A 15,354-nucleotide genomic window follows, 5' to 3' on the forward strand; every position below is an offset into this window, starting at 1 on the left:
GCTTGACCCGGGCATCCACGCGGCACCCGATGCGCTCGCGGGATGGATCCTCGGGTCAAGCCCGAGGATGACCGGCGGAAGCGCCGCTCGCGGCGTGGATGTTTGGCGCGAAGGGCGAGGATGACGGCTCATCAAGCCCGAGGGTGACCGGCGACAGGGTGTGGCCCGCTGAAGACGGAGCCATTGCACCACGCCCGATTTCCGACGCATTCCCCGGAGATCATCTCTTCAGGCAGGCTGACTTGAAGGTCGCTGTCATGTCAACCAGACGCCCCCTCTGGTCTTGTACACCACGGTAATGGACGCATTCCTCGGGGTTATCCCCCACTTGTCACCATGACGCCAAAACCTTCCGCCGCCCCTTTCACCGGCGGCGGCGCCCCGATATGGTCGGCGTGCGGCCACACGGGAGGTGGCGCGCGACATCCGATCTGCCACAACATCTGGACATGCCGATGACCACTGCCCTTTCCGTCAATGTCAACGCCATCGCCTATCTGCGCAACCGCCGCGACCTGCCCTGGCCGAGTGTCGAGGGGATCGGGAAGATTGCGCTGGAGGCGGGGGCGCAGGGGCTGACAGTGCATCCGCGCCCCGACCAGCGGCATGTGCGCTTTTCCGACGTGCCGGTGCTGCGCGACCTGATCGACACGTTTGCCGAGGCCGAATTCAACATCGAGGGCTACCCGACGCGGCAGTTTCTGGATCTGTGCATTGCCGGGCGCGCCGATCAGGTGACGCTGGTGCCGGATGATCCATCGCAGGCGACCTCCGACCATGGCTGGGACTTTGCCGCCAACAAGGACTTCCTCACCGAGACCATCAAGGAACTGAAGAGCCACGGCATTCGCGTCTCCTGCTTTGCCGATGGCGATGGCAGCGAGGCGGCGATGGATGTGGCGCAGGCGGTCGGCACCGACCGTATCGAGCTTTACACCGGCCCCTATGGCGGCCGTTACGCCGATCCGGCCGGCGCGCAGAAGCAGCTCGATCTGCTCGGCCGCACGGCGGATGCGGCGCTGGCCCGCGGCATCGATGTCAATGCCGGCCATGACCTGACGGTCGCCAACCTGCCGGCCCTGATCGGGCGCATCCCGAAACTCGCGGAGGTCTCGATCGGCCATGACCTGACGGCCGATGCGCTGATCCACGGCATGGCCGAGACCGTGCGACGCTTCCGCCGGGCCTGCGGCCAGACCGTCTGAGGCAGGTTCTGCACGCCGTTGCCGGATTGAATCAGCCCGGCACTGCAAGCTCTTGTCCTTGAAGCATAATCTTGCCGATCCCGGTTTCGGGCCGGCCGGATGTTGCTCAGAACTCCACTTCGAGCTCGACGATCTCGTCGGGCTCGGCGAGCGCGCCCTTCGTCCATTCCTGCATCAACGGCCAGTCCAGCACATGGGCGGCGTAGCGTTCGAGCGCTGCGGGAAGCTCGACCGCATAGGTGTGGAAGCGCGAGCAGACCGGCGCATACATGGCGTCGGCGACGGTCGGCCGGGCGCCGAAGAGCCAGGGGCCGCCGCTCGCCTCCAGGCATTCGGTCCAGATCGTCTTTACACGCTCCACGTCGGGGCGGGCGCCGGAGAAGATCTTGAAGCGCTCATGCCGGGCCTTGATGTTCATGGGCAGGGCCGAGCGCAGATTGTGGAAGCCGGAATGCATTTCGCCGGAAACGGCGCGGCACAGCGCGCGGTGGGCGGCATCGGCGGGCCAGAGGCCGGCATCCGGGAACGTCTCGTTCAAATATTCGGCGATTGCCAGCGTATCCCAGACCACGACATCGCCATGGGTCAGGCGCGGCACGAGCACGGAGGGCGAGAGCAGCAGAAGCTCCTGCCGGGCCGTGTCGTCGATCTCGATCATCACCTCGGTAAAGTCGAGGCCGGCCATGCGGCAGAGCAGCCAGCCGCGCAGAGACCAGGAGGAATAGTTCTTCGACGACAGCGTCAGCGCCGCGGCGAGCTTTGCCGTGGCGGCCGGCCCGGTGGAGGCCTTCCGCCTGGCGGCCAGCGCCCGGACCCCGCCCGTGACCTTTTTCGGGGCGACACCTTCTGCGGCCACCGCCTCCTGCGTCGTCGTGGTCTTCATGCGTGCCATCTCACCCGTCCTTTTCCTGCCCGGCAGTGCCAGCAACGTTCCTCACGTCCGATCGCCCGGCAATGCCCCGTCCTACCCAGTCCGTGTCCCGTCTGCGTCCAGCCTGTTTCCAGGCGATCATGGGCCATGCGCAGTCCGGTCCATGCAGGCGAGCAGGATGAGAACAATCTTCTCGCATCGCAAGAGATTTTGCACTAGCATTTTTGCACTGCGGCAAAGATGCCCCTTCGAATCGAAACGAGGTGATGGCAATGCTCTACCAGCTCTATCAGTTCGAGGACGACGTGGTGGCGCCCTGGCGCGACTGGGCGCGCTGGTCGAAGGGCTGGCCGACGGCGCTGTTCGGCGGCCTTCTCGGCGATCTCGCCCGCGAAGCCGAGGCGGGGCTGGAAATGCTTTCGCGCTTCGAATTCACCCATGCGCGGCCCGATTTTCACATCACCACCGTGCCGATCGGCAATCGCGACGTGCCAATCGAGACCGAAGTCGTGCTCGACCTTCCCTTCGGACAGCTCCTGCATTTCGTCGCCGATATCGATACGCCGCGCCCGCGCGTGCTGGTCGTGGCGCCGCTTTCCGGCCATTTCGCCACGCTTCTGGCCGGCACGGTGCGCACGCTTCTGCGTGACCACGATGTCTACATTACAGATTGGGTGAATGCGCGCGACGTGCCGCTCAATGCCGGACGCTTCGGCGTGGATGAATATGTGGACTACGTCATCCGCTTCCAGGAGGAGATCGGGCCGGGCGGACACTTGCTGGCGGTGTGCCAGCCCTGCGTGCAGGCGCTGGCCGCCGTGGCGCTGATGTCGGAGGATCACCATCCGGCAACGCCGCGCACGCTGACGCTGATGGCCGGGCCGGTCGATCCGCGCGAGAGCCCGACGGCGGTGAATGAGCTTGCACTTTCCAAGCCGCTCTCCTGGTTCGAAAGCCAGCTGATCAGCACGGTTCCATTCCGCTTTCGCGGCGGCGGACGGCAGGTCTATCCCGGCTTCCTGCAGCTGACCGCCTTCATGTCCATGAACATGGAGCGGCATGTGGAGCAGCACCGCAAGCTCTACCGGCACCTCGTCAACGGCGAGACGGCGGAGGCGGAGAAGATCAAGACCTTCTACGACGAGTATTTCGCCGTGCTGGACCTCACCCGCGAATTCTACATCGAGACGATCGACCGGGTGTTCCAGAAGGCGGAGCTGGCGACCGGCGACTTCACCCATCACGGCCGCAAGGTCGATTGCAGCGCGATCCGCAACACCGCACTTCTGACGGTGGAAGGCGGGCGCGACGACATTTGCGGGCTGGGGCAGACATCGGCTGCGCATGACCTCTGTCACACGCTGCGCCCGCATCTCAGGCGCCACCACCTGCAGGCCAATGTCGGCCATTACGGAGTCTTCAACGGTCGGCGCTGGGACAACGAGATCTATCCCGTGGTGCGCAACCTCATCCTGTCGATGGAATGAGGTGGAATGAGGTCGGCGTCACGCCCGCCTGACGAAAGCGTGATGCGATGCGGATCGGCCACAGGTCTCTCGTAAACTTCGCATTCATCCTTTTCCGGTAATCTTCCGTTAGCAAATTGCAATGGGGTGAGACCCGGCGGCCCGTTTGCGCCGCCTGTTCCTGTACTGCGTAGGGGTTTTCATGCGTTTTCCGGCCGTGCCAGCCATGTCGCTCGTCTGCCTTCTTCTGGCAGGCTGTGCTTCCAGTTCCACGCCCGAGGTGGCGCTGGCGCCGATCCCCTCCAGCGAGGTGACGAGTTCCGTGGTGCCGGCGGCGACCCCGCCTTCGGCCGTCAGCTCGGTGCAATCGCGCATGGCGGACGTGTCGCAGATCCCGTCCCAGCCTGCGGCGCAGGATGCCAATGCGCTCGCCTTCTCCAACGGCCCAGCGCCGAGCGCTGCGCTGGCGGCCGCGAACCAGGAAATGGCGATGGCCATTCCGCTGAACCGTCCGGGTGACGCGCTGCGACCGGCACTCTCCGACGAGAGCGAAGCGCGGCCGGGCAAGCGCTCGCGCGTCTATTCGCAGCGCTTCCGCGATGCCAAGCCGATGAATTTCGGCAAGCGCCAGCCGCGCCACTACGCCGTGCATGGCGTCGATGTCTCGCGCTGGCAGGGCGATATCGACTGGGTGAAGCTGCGCTCGCAGGGCGCCAACTTCGCCTACATCAAGGCCACCGACGGCGGCGACCATCTGGACCCGATGTTCAAGACCAACTGGCGCAAGGCCCATGCGGCCGGCCTGAAGCGCGGCGCCTATCATTTCTTCTACTGGTGCCGGACGGCAAGCGAACAGGCCGCCTGGTTCATCCGCAACGTGCCGCGCGACCCGGAAGCGCTGCCGCCAGTCATCGACGTGGAATGGAACGGCGAATCCAAGTGCCGCCGCCAGCCGACCCGCGCGCAGGTGCTGGAAAAGATGCGGGTGTTCATGGACATGGTCGAAGCCCATTACGGGCAGCGGCCGATCATCTACACCGCGCCTGATTTCTACGAGGACAATCTGTCGGGCGAGCTGAAGAACGAGAAATTCTGGCTGCGCGCCGTCGCCCAGCATCCGTCCAAGGTCTATCCGGGCCGCAAGTGGCATTTCTGGCAGTATTCCGGCTCCGGCCTTTCCCACGGCGTCTCCGGCAAGATCGACCTCAATGTCTGGCACGGGTCAGAGGCAGAGTGGTACGAATGGTCGGGGCAGCGGGGAAGCTGAGCATAGGCTGACGCACATGAGGTGCTCAGCAAGCCCCCTCATCCGCCCTTTCGGGCACCTTCTCCCCGAGGGGAGAAGGGAGAGGGAGCCGGACTTGACCGTATTCGGCCTTCTCCCCGACGGGGAGAAGGTGCCGGCAGGCGGATGAGGGGGTCCCTCACCCGCCAAAGGCCAGTCACGCCGCCACGGCGCTTTCCACGGCCACGGGCTTGCCCTGGACGAGATCGTTGATGAACTCCAGCTTTTCCATGACCGGCACGTTCAGCACGAAGGGGTAGGCATCGGGCTGGCCCATGGAGCGCTGCATGGCGTTGAGCGCGACCGAGATCGGCACCCAGGCTTCGATGAGCGTCTTGGCGTCCGGCGCCTGATAGGGGTTGAAGTCCACTTCTGCCGCCATGTCGGCATGGCGCTGCGGGGCGGTGGAGAGGCCAAAGGCGCGGGCGGTTTCCAGCGTATCGACGATGTGGAAATAATGCGCCCAGCATTCGGCGAAGTCCTCGGCCGGGTGGCAGCTGGCATAGGTGGAAATGAAATTGTTCTGCCAGTCGGCCGGCGGGCCTTCCTCGTAGTTCTTCTTGAGGGCAGCCGCATAATCCTCCCGCTCGTCGCCGAAGAGGGCACGGGCGCGGTCCAGCACGGCGGGATCCGTGACGAGGCGCGACCAGTAGTAATGGCCGATCTCGTGGCGGAAGTGACCGAGCAGGGTACGGTAGGGTTCGTTCATGGCGACGCGGATGCTTTCGCGCGTCGCATCCTCGGCTTCCGCCGCACGCAGGCTGATCAGTCCATCCTCATGGCCGGTCATGGCTGGCGTGATCTTGCCGTTCTCGTCCACCTCGTCGGCGAGGAAGTCGAAGACGAGCCCGCCATCCGGCAACTCCTCGCGGGTCTGGCGTGGCAGGTTCCAGCGCAGGATGGAATAGAAGAGGTGCCGCTGGGCCTGGCTGATCTTGCGGAAGCGCTCAAGGCCGACGGGATTGTCCGTCACCGGGACGATGCGGTTGTGACGGCAGGTGATGCAGAAGGTTTCGTCCGTCTCGCCGGCATCGATCATCCAGTTGCAGACGTCATCGACGGCGTTGGCGCAAAAGCGCAGGCCGGTGCCGGCAAGGCCGGGCGTCGTCCACAAGCCGTCGTCGCCTTCGGTCACGGCATGGACCTTCATATCCTTCGGCACGAAGCCGAGGCGCGAGCCGCAGGACACGCAAAGCGTGCTGTCGAAGTATACGGGATTTCCGCAGGTATCACAGTTGAAGATGCGCATCGATGCCCCCTGAAGTGGTGGCCGGGCGGCCACGAAGGTTGGTCGGGTTCACGTCATGCCGGAGCTGCGCCCTGGACCCTTGCCGAGCCCTTGCGGCGCGAGACACGCGGCGCGGCCCGCCTGCGCCACAGCCATTCCGACGGAAAGCCCGCCGGCGCTTGCGCGCGCGGCGGGCCTGGCGCGAGCGCTGTCCGGTGAACCCGTCCAGACGCGCTCAGCGCTCCTCCCTGCCTACCCGCAAGCGGGTCGGCGGGAATGGTGGGGCCTCCGCCGAGGGAGAGCGAGAGGCCCTGCCCGCTTGCGCGCCACTGGCCTCACGGCCACGATCCCGTTTCAAGGATCGGCGCGTCGCGGGCCCGTTCGATCACATGCGATCGACGACGCCCTTGACGGCATCCTTGGCCTTGCCGGCAGCCTTCTGGGTCTTGCCCTTGACTTCCTGGCCCTTGCCTTCGGCTTCCATCTGGCGGTTGCCGGTGGCCTTGCCAGCGGCCTGCTTTACCTTGCCGGCAACTTCATTGGCGGTGCCGGAAACCTTGTCGGAAAGACTACCCATTGAATGGCTCCTCTGTTCGTTGCGGCGCTTGACGTTTCGTTGCGCCTTGCGACCAGAAAACGGGCCAAACAGGCTTTGGTTCCGGCATGTATCGTTAATTTCGGGAAAGGTTTTTAACGCGCATCCGCCTGAGCCCGCGCTCAGGCGTGACCGGCATCCATGGAGAGCATGGCAGGCGTCACACCCATGTGATGCAACACGCGGTCATATTTGTCGCCAAGGCCGCTGTCGAAGATGAGGTCGTCGCGGGCCGGGCAGTTCAGCCAGCTGTTCTGGGCAATCTCGCCCTCGAGCTGGCCCGGCGCCCAGCTGGCATAGCCGAGCATGAGCATGGCGCGCGACGGCCCATGGCCGCGCGAGATGGCGCGCACGATATCGAGCGTTGCCGTCAGGCAGATGTCATCGCTGACGGGGATGCTGGAATCGCTCATGTAATCATCCGAATGCAGCACGAAGCCGCGGCCCGTTTCGACCGGGCCGCCCGTCTGGACGCGGAAATTGCGGGCTGAATCCGGCAGCTTGATCGCCTGGTCCGGCTGGATGATATCCAGATGCAGCAGCACTTCCGGGAAGGTCAGCGTCTGCGGCTTGTTCAGCACGAAGCCCATGGCGCCATCGCCGGAATGGGCGCAGATATAGACGACGGTCCGGGCAAAATTCGTGTCGGCAAGCTGCGGCATGGCGATCAGGAACTGACCGTCCAGCACACCCCGTTCCCGCTTGCCGTGCGTCATCGTGATTGCCATGGGTCCAGCCTATCAATTCGCGGCCAAATGAAAAGTCCTTCCATCGGCCGCCGGTGATTTTGCCGCAATAAGCGGGTTCAAGATGACGAGAGCCGGGCTGGCCAGACTGGTTTGATCAGACTGGCGAAACATGGCGCACATCGATAGTTTCGGGCCAGGAGAGCCCCCACGTTCCGGACACGAGAGGCATGGCCAGGATCGCATCACTTCATCGTTATCTGGGCCGGCGGGGCGGCAGGGCAAGGTCTGCCGTCCAATCTCCCGGCCCGCAGCCGGGCCGCGGGCGGAAGGGTTGGCTTGCGGGCGTGGTGCTCGGCGTGATTTCCGCGCTGCCGTTCCCGTCTGCCGGCCACGCGGCCTCCAGCCCCTGGCTCACGGTTCAGGGCGGGCGCGTGCGGCTGGTGGCGCTGGCGCCCGAAAGCGACGGGCGCATCCCTGCTCTTCTCGATATCCGCCTGCAGCCCGGCTGGCACACCTACTGGCGCGAGCCGGGGGCCGGCGGCATTCCTCCGACGCTCACCATCGCCGATCCCGGCGTGGAGCTGAAAGCGATCGACTTTCCCGTGCCCCAGCGTTTTCTGGAAGGGGATGTCTCCATGGCCGGCTATGCGGAGCGGGCCCAGTTTCCGCTGACGCTGTCGCTGAAGGGGGGCACCGCCCCGGCGCAGCTCGACGCCGATCTCTTCATCGGCATCTGCAAGGAGATCTGCATTCCCGTCTCGGGCCGGCTGTCGCTGCCCCTGCCGCCGGCCGGCAGTTTCGAGCCGCTGGATGCGGCCCTGATCGACACGGCCCGCGCCGCGCTGCCGCCGGCAACCTCCGAGGGGCTGTCGGTTACGCCTGCCGTGATCGCGCCGTCGAGGGACAGCCTGCGCTTCACCCTGACGAGCGGTGAAGCGCCGGAGACATTGCCGGAGGTCTTCCTGGCCGGCCCGTCCGGCATCGGCTTCGGCCCGCCGGTGGTGACGGCGCAGGGTGACGGGCGCTTTCAGGTGACCGTGCCGCTCCGGCTCGGCAAGGACGGCGAGAGACGGCTTGCCGAAGGGGCGATCCTCGCCATCCGGCACGGCGATGCAACGCTTGAGACCCGTCTCCCGCTGAACTGAGCCCGGCCGGTTTGCGGGCTGCCTCGATGCTGGAAAGATCCCATCTCATCCTCGACCTTGGCACAGGAGCGCGATAAGGATGATGGCCGCAGGTGGCCCGGCGCGTCCCGTTTGTGCGGGTGCGCGTGGGCCCGGCCTGCGCCATCCGTTTCGTCGTTCCGCTTCAAAAAGGACCAGAACCCATGACCATTGCCGTCGGAGACAAGCTGCCGAGCCTCACCCTCAAGGAACGGACGCCGGACTGGCCGGCCGACATCGATACCGATGCCATGTTCCTCGGCCGCCGCGTCGTTCTCTTTGCCGTTCCGGGCGCCTTTACCCCGACCTGCTCGATCAATCACGTGCCGGGCTTCATCGAAAACCGCGACGCCATCCTCTCCAAGGGCATCTCGGACATCTTCGTCGTTTCGGTCAACGACCACCATGTGATGGGCGCCTGGGCGAAGTCCACGGGCGGCGAAGGCAAGCTTCGCTTCATCGCCGATTGGAACGCCGCCTTCACCAAGGCGCTCGGCCTCGACATCGACCTTTCCGCCGGTACGCTCGGCGTGCGCTCCAAGCGCTATGCGCTGATCGCCGACAATGGCGTCGTCACCCATATCGGCATCGAGGACAATCCGGGCCAGGCCACTGTTTCGGCCGCTGCCGCCATTCTCGAAGCGCTCTGAGCGGCGCTGACGGGTTCAAGCAAAATCTGGCCTGCGCCGGTTAACGCCCGCGCAGGCCTTTTCTTTTTTGTGACCGGCCGTGATCGGTTCCCACGGTGACAGCCATACTTCCGCCGTGAGAGTATCTGATCCCAGTCAACAGGAAACGACTGGGGAGATGACGGAAATGATCGGGCGTATGGCGGGCGAAGCGGCAGCATTGACACCGCTTCAACAGAGGCTTCGGGAGACAGCCCTGACGCTGATCGCCGAACGTCGCCTGCGCGATCTCCATCCGGCCGTCTGCGCCATCGAACAGCATGGCCCGGACTGGCGCCTCAGCGAGATCGGCGGCGCGGCGACGCTGCCGTCCACGCATCTTGCCAGCCTCGCCCGCGACGCCAACGCCCTGCGTGAAAGCAGGCGCCTGCCGCTCGCGGAGGGGCAGGACGCCGTCGCGGCAGCCCTCCTGTCACTCGCCGGCCCGCTTCTCAGCGAAACGCCGGCGCATCTGTGGCTCGATGCGCTGGTCGCCCATCCCTGCCATCTGGTCTCGGAAGCCGACTGCCACTACGGCGTCGTCACCGCCAGCGGCGCGAGCCTCGCCCATGCTGTGGCCGCGCTCAAGGCCGGCGGTCCGCCGCTTGCCTGGGCGCGCATGGCGATCGTCTCGCCGGACGGACACTTTGCCCTGACGATCGAAGGCGAGACCGCGGTGATGGTGCGCAGCGCCGCAACGGGACGCGCGGCCGCCTGAGCGGCCAGACGGCGAAGCGCGAGTCATTCCCGGTGGTTGCAGCCGCGTGTGAATCCGGCGCTTGAGGGTCTTCACAGACTGATTCATGTCCTTCATGCGCTGATTCAGGTGCGGGCTGGCCGTGTCCCTAGCCGCCGAGCCGCAGGTCCGTCACCCTGAGCACGGGGGACCGCCCTTTACCGATGCGGGTGGCGAAGGCTATCGGGACAATTGGCCCCTTCCCTTTCCCTCAGCGACGCTTGAAGGGCTCCATGCCGCGGCGGGCGAGTTCGTCGGCGCGTTCGTTTTCGGGATGGCCGGCATGGCCCTTGACCCAGTGCCAGCGCACGGTGTGGCGGCCGCGGGCGGCATCCAGCGCCTGCCACAGCTCGCCGTTCTTCACCGGCTTCTTGTCGGCGGTCTTCCAGCCGTTCTTCTTCCAGCCGTGGATCCACTTCTCGATGCCGTCCATGACGTATTTCGAGTCGGTGTAGAGGTCGATGTCGCAGGCGGCCTTGAGGGCTGTCAGCGCGGTCACGGCCGCCGTCAGTTCCATGCGGTTGTTGGTAGTGTCGGCTTCGCCGCCGCACAGTTCCTTCTCGACCTCGCCATAGCGCAGCACCGCACCCCAGCCACCCGGACCGGGATTTCCGGAGCAGGCGCCGTCCGTGTAGATATCGACGTGTTTCATGCTGGGCATCTCTTTCAGGCGGTTTCCAGGCCGTATTCGGCGGCATTGCTGACGGCCCGGTGGAAGCGCAGCTTGCGCAGATATTCGAGAGGATCCTTCTTGACCACGAGAGCGCCGGCCGGCGTCATCAGCCAGTCGTAGAGGCGCGTGAGGAAGAAGCGCAGGGCAGAGCCGCGGGCGAGCAGCGGCAAGGCTTGCGCCTCCCCGGCCGAGAGCGGCCGCACCGCCGTGTAGCCGGCGAGAAGCGCCCGGCCCTTGGTCAGGTTGAAGGCGCCGTCCTTTTCGAAGCACCAGGCGTTCAGGCAGACGGAGACGTCATAGGCCAGAATGTCGTTGCAGGCGAAATAGAAGTCGATGAGGCCGGACAGGGTATCCCCGAGGAAGAAGACATTGTCGGGGAAGAGATCGGCATGGCACACGCCTTCCGGCAGGCCGACCGGCCAGTTCCTTTCCAGCGCGTCCAGCTCGGCGGCAATCTCATCCTTCAGGCCCGCCTGCACCTCGTCGGCGCGGGCGGCGGAATTGTTCCAGAGCGGCCGCCAGCCGGAAACCGAGAGCGCGTTCGCCCGCTTCAGCGCGAAGCCCTCGCCGGCCAGATGCATGGCCGCGAGCGCGGCGCCCACCTGCCGGCAATGCTCGGCCTCCGGCTTGCGCAGCCAGACGCCTTCCAGGAAGGAGATCAGCGCCGCCGGCCGGCCGGACAACACGCCGAGATGCCCCCCATCGCGCCGCGCGATCGGCAGCGGGCAGGACAGCCCGCGATCGGCCAGGTGCTGCATCAGGCCGAGGAAGAAGGGCAGATCGGCGGGATCGACGCGCTTTTCGTAAAGCGTCAGGATGTAGCGCGCGACCGTGGTGTGCAGCAGGAAATTGGAATTCTCCACCCCCTCCGCTATGCCCTTGTAGGCCGTCAGCGTGCCGACGTCATAGTCGGACAGGAAGGCTGCGAGTTCATCCTCGGTGATGTCGGTATAGACGGCCACGGGCGCGGATCCATGCTGGCTGAAGGGTGAGACGAGCCATAGCGCGCGGATCGGCCCCATGCCAGCCCGTTTGCGGCATGGGCACAGGAAATGGGTGCGGAGTGAATGTCACACCGTCTCGCCACCCTCGGCCATCGCCTGCACCGACGCCTTGAGCAGAAAGGCGGAGCGGGTCATGCCGCGGCTGCCGGCGTAGCGGTCGATATCCTTCACCACGTTTTCCGGCAGGGTGATGTTGAGGCGGACGGAGCGTCGGGATGGCGTCGGGACGGGCACGAGGAAGGCCACGGCGTCGGCATTTTCGCCATCGGCCATGACGGACTCCAGGGTCGAGGGCACCGGAAGCGGGTCTCCATCCTCGATCATGCCTTCGACATGCAGCGCCAGCGCCTCTTGCGCCATGCGGCGCGCATCGTCGAGATCGATGCCGGCGGTGATGACGCCGGAAAAATCGGGGAAGGAGACGCCGTAGTCGCTGTCAGGCTGTTTGCGGATCAGGCCGATATAATGCTGGCTCATGGCTCACCTCAGCTTCAGACCGGCCTGCCGCTCGATGCTTTTCAACGTTCCCACCGGAATATCCCGCTTGGGGTGTGGCACGGTCACGCGGCCCGGTTTTTCGGGATGTTTCAACTGAACATGGCTGCCACGCCGGGCCACCTCGATCCAGCCATCTGCCTTCAATGCGCTCAGAATGGCATCGCTTCGCATGCCGCCAGTATACACACGCGTGTGTATCGACTCAAGATGACCGCTTCAGCCATTCACCCAGGCCATGTCCGCGTGGGTGAGTTCCACTTCGCGCAGTTCGCGATTGACGAGGAAGTGTTCGTTTTCCTCCACCGTGTCGGCGAGTTCGACGGTGGTGTCGTAGCGGGCCTTGAAGGCTTCGATGATCTCGTTGACGATGACTTCGGGCGCGGAGGCGCCGGCGGAGAGACCGACGGTCTTCAAGTCACCGACGGTGTTCCAGTCGATCTCGCTGGCGCGCTGGACGAGCAGCGACTGGCGGGCGCCGGCGCGCAGCGCGACTTCCACCAGGCGCTTGGAATTGGAGGAATTGGGCGCCCCGACGATGAGGAAGAGGTCGCAGCCGGGGGCGGCCTGCTTCACGGCTTCTTGGCGGTTGGTCGTGGCGTAGCAGATCGAGTCGGCGGCAGGGGCCGTGAGGTTCGGGAAACGCTCGTGCAGCTTGCGGATGACACCGGCGGTGTCATCGACCGACAGCGTCGTCTGCGTGACATAGCCGAGATTGTCGGGGTCGGCCGGCTGGTAGTGCGCGGCATCTTCTACGGTCTCGACAAGCGAAACGGAGCCCTCAGGCAACTGCCCCATGGTGCCGATGACCTCCGGGTGGCCGGCATGGCCGATGAGCACCACGTGACGCCCCATGCGCTGGTGGCGCATGGCCTGCTTGTGCACCTTCGAGACCAGCGGACAGGTGGCATCGAGATAGAAGAGGTTGCGCGCCTCCGCATCCGCCGGCACGGATTTCGGCACGCCATGGGCTGAGAAGACCACGGGCTGGTCGCGGTGTTCGGCGGGGATTTCGTCCAGTTCCTCGACGAAGATCGCGCCCTTGGCCTCCAGCCCTTCCACCACGTAGCGATTGTGCACGATCTCGTGGCGGACATAGACGGGCGCGCCGTATTTCTTCAGCGCGAGCACGACGATCTGGATGGCGCGGTCGACGCCGGCACAGAAGCCGCGCGGGCCGCACAGGCGGATGGTCAGTGCAGTGCGCGGGGCGGTGGAAGCGGAGGAAGCCATATCGAGCAAGGGTGCCGGTCTCACATGCCGAGGAAGACGAAGAGGAGCGCCAGAAGCGCCGGGCCACCCTGCACCAAAAGAATGCGCGGGCTGACCGTCCATGCGCCATATATAGCCGCCGCCACCACGCACACAAGGAAGAAGACCTTCAACTGAAGCGCAAAGGCGGGGTCGGGGTGGACGAGCGACCAGCAGAGGCCGGCGGCGAGGAAGCCGTTGTAGAGGCCCTGATTGGCGGCGAGCACGCGGGTGATTTCCGCCTTTTCCGGGGAATTGCGGAAGACCTTGCGGCCCACCGGCTTCGTCCAGAGAAACATTTCGAGGACGAGGAAGCCGACATGGAGGAGCGCCGTCAGGGCGGTGAGTAGGCTGGCGGCTGTCTGCATCGGGTTTCTCCGGGGGTGGTTCTGGCCGCATGCTTGGCATGTTTTGGCGGCGGGCGCCATCGTGGGATGGGGGAGAGGCTGTGGGGCTATCACCCCCGCCTCTGCGTTGCCGCGCATCTCGCCCACAAGGGGGGCGATCGGCTGGGCGGGCCGGCTTCCCGCTTACAGACACGTGTCCTCAACCGGGACGTCAAAGGGCCCTGTCAGCCCGCCTTCTGCTGATCGCCCCCTTTTGAGGAAGATGCCCGGCAGGACAGGGAGGGGGCTGGCGCCCAACCGTTCCTGCTTCCCCGCCATCCGCCCCTCACGTCGGCGGCGCGGACCGCCGCCGCAGCCATGCGGCGAGAACGACGCCTGCGAGCGCCAGCGCGAGGCCGTACCAGGTGACGGCATATTGCAGGTGGTTGTTGGGAAGATCCACCTGGGTGACGCCGCCGATGGGGAGGCCGCCGGGGTTTGCAGTCGCATCGGCATCCACGAAGAGCGGCAGGACGCGGGCCGGGTCGAGGCCGGCCGAGGTGGTCATGGCGGCCAGGTCTTTCCAGTAGAAGACGTTCTTGGCCGTGTCATTGTCCGGCACGAGCATGGAGGGCTTGGCGGCGAGCGGCGGGCGGGCGAGGCCGGTGATGGTCACCTGCCCTGCGATCTGGCCTTCCGGCCGTTTGGCGGCGTCCTTGCGGTCATAGGGCACGAAGCCACGGTTGACGAAGAGGCTGCGGCCATCCGGAAGCATCAGCGGCGTGAAGACGTAGAAGCCGCTTTCGCCATCATAGGTCGCCAGGAAATGCCGTTCGCGGGCGTGATCGAAGGTACCATCGACGGTGACGGTGCGGTAGTCGATGTCCTCGCCGCGCGACTGCGCCGCCTCGATTTCGGCCAGCGGAACGGGCGGCGCCGCGCGGCGCTCGGCGATGGTGGCGATCAGTGCTTCCTTCCAGTGCAGCCGCTCCACCTGCCAGGTGCCGAGCGACAGCAGGATGGCGAAGGCGGCGAGAAGCAGGGCGACGGTGACGGCGAGCGGCAGGCGGCGGCGCGGCCGGGCGGTGGACGCCCCGGCCGTGGCGGCCTGCCCTTCGGCGGGGCGTGCCTCAGTCACGGTCGATCTGCCCCTGCCCTGCCTTGTTGCGGTATTGCAGGTTGATCAGCACGCCCTTCAGCATGCGCATGAGCGCGAGGCTGAGGATGGTCGCCATCGGGATCCAGACGATGAAATGCAGCCAGAGGGGCGGCTGCCAGTTGATCTCCGCCCACAACGCCGCGCCGACCACGACGAAACCGACGATGAGAATGACGAAGACCACCGGACCGTCGCCGGCATCCGCGAAGCCGTAATCGAGATCGCAGGCCGTGCAGCGCGGCTTCGGCTTGACGAGACCGTCGAACAGCTTGCCCTGGCCACAGCGCGGGCACAGGCCGCGCAGGCCGGTCATCACGGGATCGACCGGCGCGAAATGGGCGTGGTCATCAGACATGTCGTTCTCCTCGCTCCTGCGGCGTCTCCCGTCCGGACCCTACCCCGAACCGCCGCGCGACACACCGCGTGGATGTGACGCAGGTGTCGCATCAGCCTGCCGGCGACCTCGCGGCCGCCCGGCCTTCGTCACTGTCTCCCGGCCCGCCCTGTGACAGGGCAGGCGCTGCAATGGAAAGGGGCGGC

General features: G+C 65.9%; 18 protein-coding genes. 6 read left to right on the plus strand and 12 right to left on the minus strand.

The window, feature by feature from the left end; translation table 11 throughout:
* Nucleotides 1-455: 455 nt before the first annotated feature.
* Nucleotides 456-1,205: a pyridoxine 5'-phosphate synthase gene (locus ACED18_RS12880; RefSeq protein ID WP_377292783.1), complete on the plus strand. Its 750-nt coding sequence runs from the start codon at nt 456-458 to the stop codon at nt 1,203-1,205.
* A 106-nt stretch (nt 1,206-1,311) separates the two neighbouring features.
* On the opposite strand, the gene ACED18_RS12885 is transcribed toward ACED18_RS12880, so the two are convergent.
* Entirely contained in the window at nt 1,312-2,097 is a 786-nt protein-coding gene (locus tag ACED18_RS12885) for a glutathione S-transferase (RefSeq protein WP_377292785.1), read from the minus strand.
* A gap of 251 nt (nt 2,098-2,348) precedes the next feature.
* Here ACED18_RS12885 and ACED18_RS12890 point away from each other — a divergent pair, with 251 nt between their 5' ends.
* The gene (locus ACED18_RS12890; protein WP_377293097.1) at nt 2,349-3,563 is read left to right on the plus strand and encodes a polyhydroxyalkanoate depolymerase; all 1,215 of its coding nucleotides are present in this window, start codon (nt 2,349-2,351) and stop codon (nt 3,561-3,563) included.
* Between the two features lie 181 nt (nt 3,564-3,744).
* Nucleotides 3,745-4,809: a GH25 family lysozyme gene (locus ACED18_RS12895; protein WP_377292787.1), complete on the plus strand. Its 1,065-nt coding sequence runs from the start codon at nt 3,745-3,747 to the stop codon at nt 4,807-4,809.
* A 175-nt stretch (nt 4,810-4,984) separates the two neighbouring features.
* On the opposite strand, the gene ACED18_RS12900 is transcribed toward ACED18_RS12895, so the two are convergent.
* The 3 genes from ACED18_RS12900 to ACED18_RS12910 form a co-directional block, all read right to left on the minus strand.
* On the minus strand, nt 4,985-6,076 hold the full coding sequence (locus ACED18_RS12900) for a putative zinc-binding metallopeptidase (protein WP_377292789.1): 1,092 nt from the start codon (nt 6,074-6,076) through the stop codon (nt 4,985-4,987).
* Between the two features lie 364 nt (nt 6,077-6,440).
* Nucleotides 6,441-6,632, minus strand: a complete 192-nt coding sequence (locus tag ACED18_RS12905) for a CsbD family protein (protein WP_377292791.1) — start codon at nt 6,630-6,632, stop codon at nt 6,441-6,443.
* A 140-nt stretch (nt 6,633-6,772) separates the two neighbouring features.
* Nucleotides 6,773-7,378 (minus strand): YqgE/AlgH family protein, encoded by a 606-nt coding sequence (locus ACED18_RS12910; protein ID WP_377292793.1) that lies wholly within the window; start codon nt 7,376-7,378, stop codon nt 6,773-6,775.
* Between the two features lie 305 nt (nt 7,379-7,683).
* On the opposite strand from ACED18_RS12910, the gene ACED18_RS12915 reads away from it, so the two are divergent.
* From ACED18_RS12915 to ACED18_RS12925, 3 genes are all read left to right on the plus strand, one after another.
* A complete protein-coding gene (locus tag ACED18_RS12915) occupies nt 7,684-8,484 on the plus strand; it encodes a protein-disulfide reductase DsbD domain-containing protein (protein ID WP_377292795.1) in 801 nt (266 codons plus the stop codon).
* 182 nt (nt 8,485-8,666) lie between these two features.
* Nucleotides 8,667-9,152 (plus strand): peroxiredoxin, encoded by a 486-nt coding sequence (locus ACED18_RS12920; RefSeq protein ID WP_377292797.1) that lies wholly within the window; start codon nt 8,667-8,669, stop codon nt 9,150-9,152.
* A 157-nt stretch (nt 9,153-9,309) separates the two neighbouring features.
* A complete protein-coding gene (locus ACED18_RS12925; RefSeq protein ID WP_377292799.1) occupies nt 9,310-9,888 on the plus strand; it encodes a hypothetical protein in 579 nt (192 codons plus the stop codon).
* A 229-nt stretch (nt 9,889-10,117) separates the two neighbouring features.
* On the opposite strand, the gene rnhA is transcribed toward ACED18_RS12925, so the two are convergent.
* The 8 genes from rnhA to ACED18_RS12965 all read right to left on the minus strand — a co-directional run bounded on the left by rnhA (nt 10,118) and on the right by ACED18_RS12965 (nt 15,169).
* Nucleotides 10,118-10,558: a ribonuclease HI gene (gene rnhA, locus ACED18_RS12930; RefSeq protein WP_377292801.1), complete on the minus strand. Its 441-nt coding sequence runs from the start codon at nt 10,556-10,558 to the stop codon at nt 10,118-10,120.
* Between the two features lie 14 nt (nt 10,559-10,572).
* Nucleotides 10,573-11,541 carry a homoserine kinase gene (locus ACED18_RS12935; protein WP_377292803.1) on the minus strand — a complete coding sequence of 323 codons (969 nt, stop codon included), beginning with the start codon at nt 11,539-11,541 and terminating at the stop codon, nt 10,573-10,575.
* 108 nt (nt 11,542-11,649) lie between these two features.
* On the minus strand, nt 11,650-12,060 hold the full coding sequence (locus ACED18_RS12940; RefSeq protein WP_377292805.1) for a type II toxin-antitoxin system HicB family antitoxin: 411 nt from the start codon (nt 12,058-12,060) through the stop codon (nt 11,650-11,652).
* Between the two features lie 3 nt (nt 12,061-12,063).
* Complete coding sequence (locus ACED18_RS12945) at nt 12,064-12,252, minus strand: type II toxin-antitoxin system HicA family toxin (protein ID WP_377292807.1); 189 nt, start codon at nt 12,250-12,252, stop codon at nt 12,064-12,066.
* A 45-nt stretch (nt 12,253-12,297) separates the two neighbouring features.
* Nucleotides 12,298-13,311, minus strand: coding sequence for a 4-hydroxy-3-methylbut-2-enyl diphosphate reductase (gene ispH, locus ACED18_RS12950; RefSeq protein ID WP_377293099.1), 1,014 nt, complete (start codon nt 13,309-13,311; stop codon nt 12,298-12,300).
* Nucleotides 13,312-13,331: 20 nt separating this feature from the next.
* A complete protein-coding gene (locus ACED18_RS12955) occupies nt 13,332-13,697 on the minus strand; it encodes a DUF1304 domain-containing protein (RefSeq protein ID WP_377292809.1) in 366 nt (121 codons plus the stop codon).
* A gap of 304 nt (nt 13,698-14,001) precedes the next feature.
* Complete coding sequence (locus ACED18_RS12960) at nt 14,002-14,793, minus strand: SURF1 family protein (protein WP_377292811.1); 792 nt, start codon at nt 14,791-14,793, stop codon at nt 14,002-14,004.
* Nucleotides 14,786-15,169: a DUF983 domain-containing protein gene (locus tag ACED18_RS12965; protein ID WP_377292813.1), complete on the minus strand. Its 384-nt coding sequence runs from the start codon at nt 15,167-15,169 to the stop codon at nt 14,786-14,788. The genes ACED18_RS12960 and ACED18_RS12965 overlap by 8 nt, the downstream gene beginning before the upstream one ends.
* Nucleotides 15,170-15,354: the final 185 nt, after the last annotated feature.

The sequence above is a fragment of the Rhizobium sp. SG2393 genome (assembly GCF_042610495.1).
Classification (GTDB): Bacteria; Pseudomonadota; Alphaproteobacteria; order Rhizobiales; family Rhizobiaceae; genus RU20A.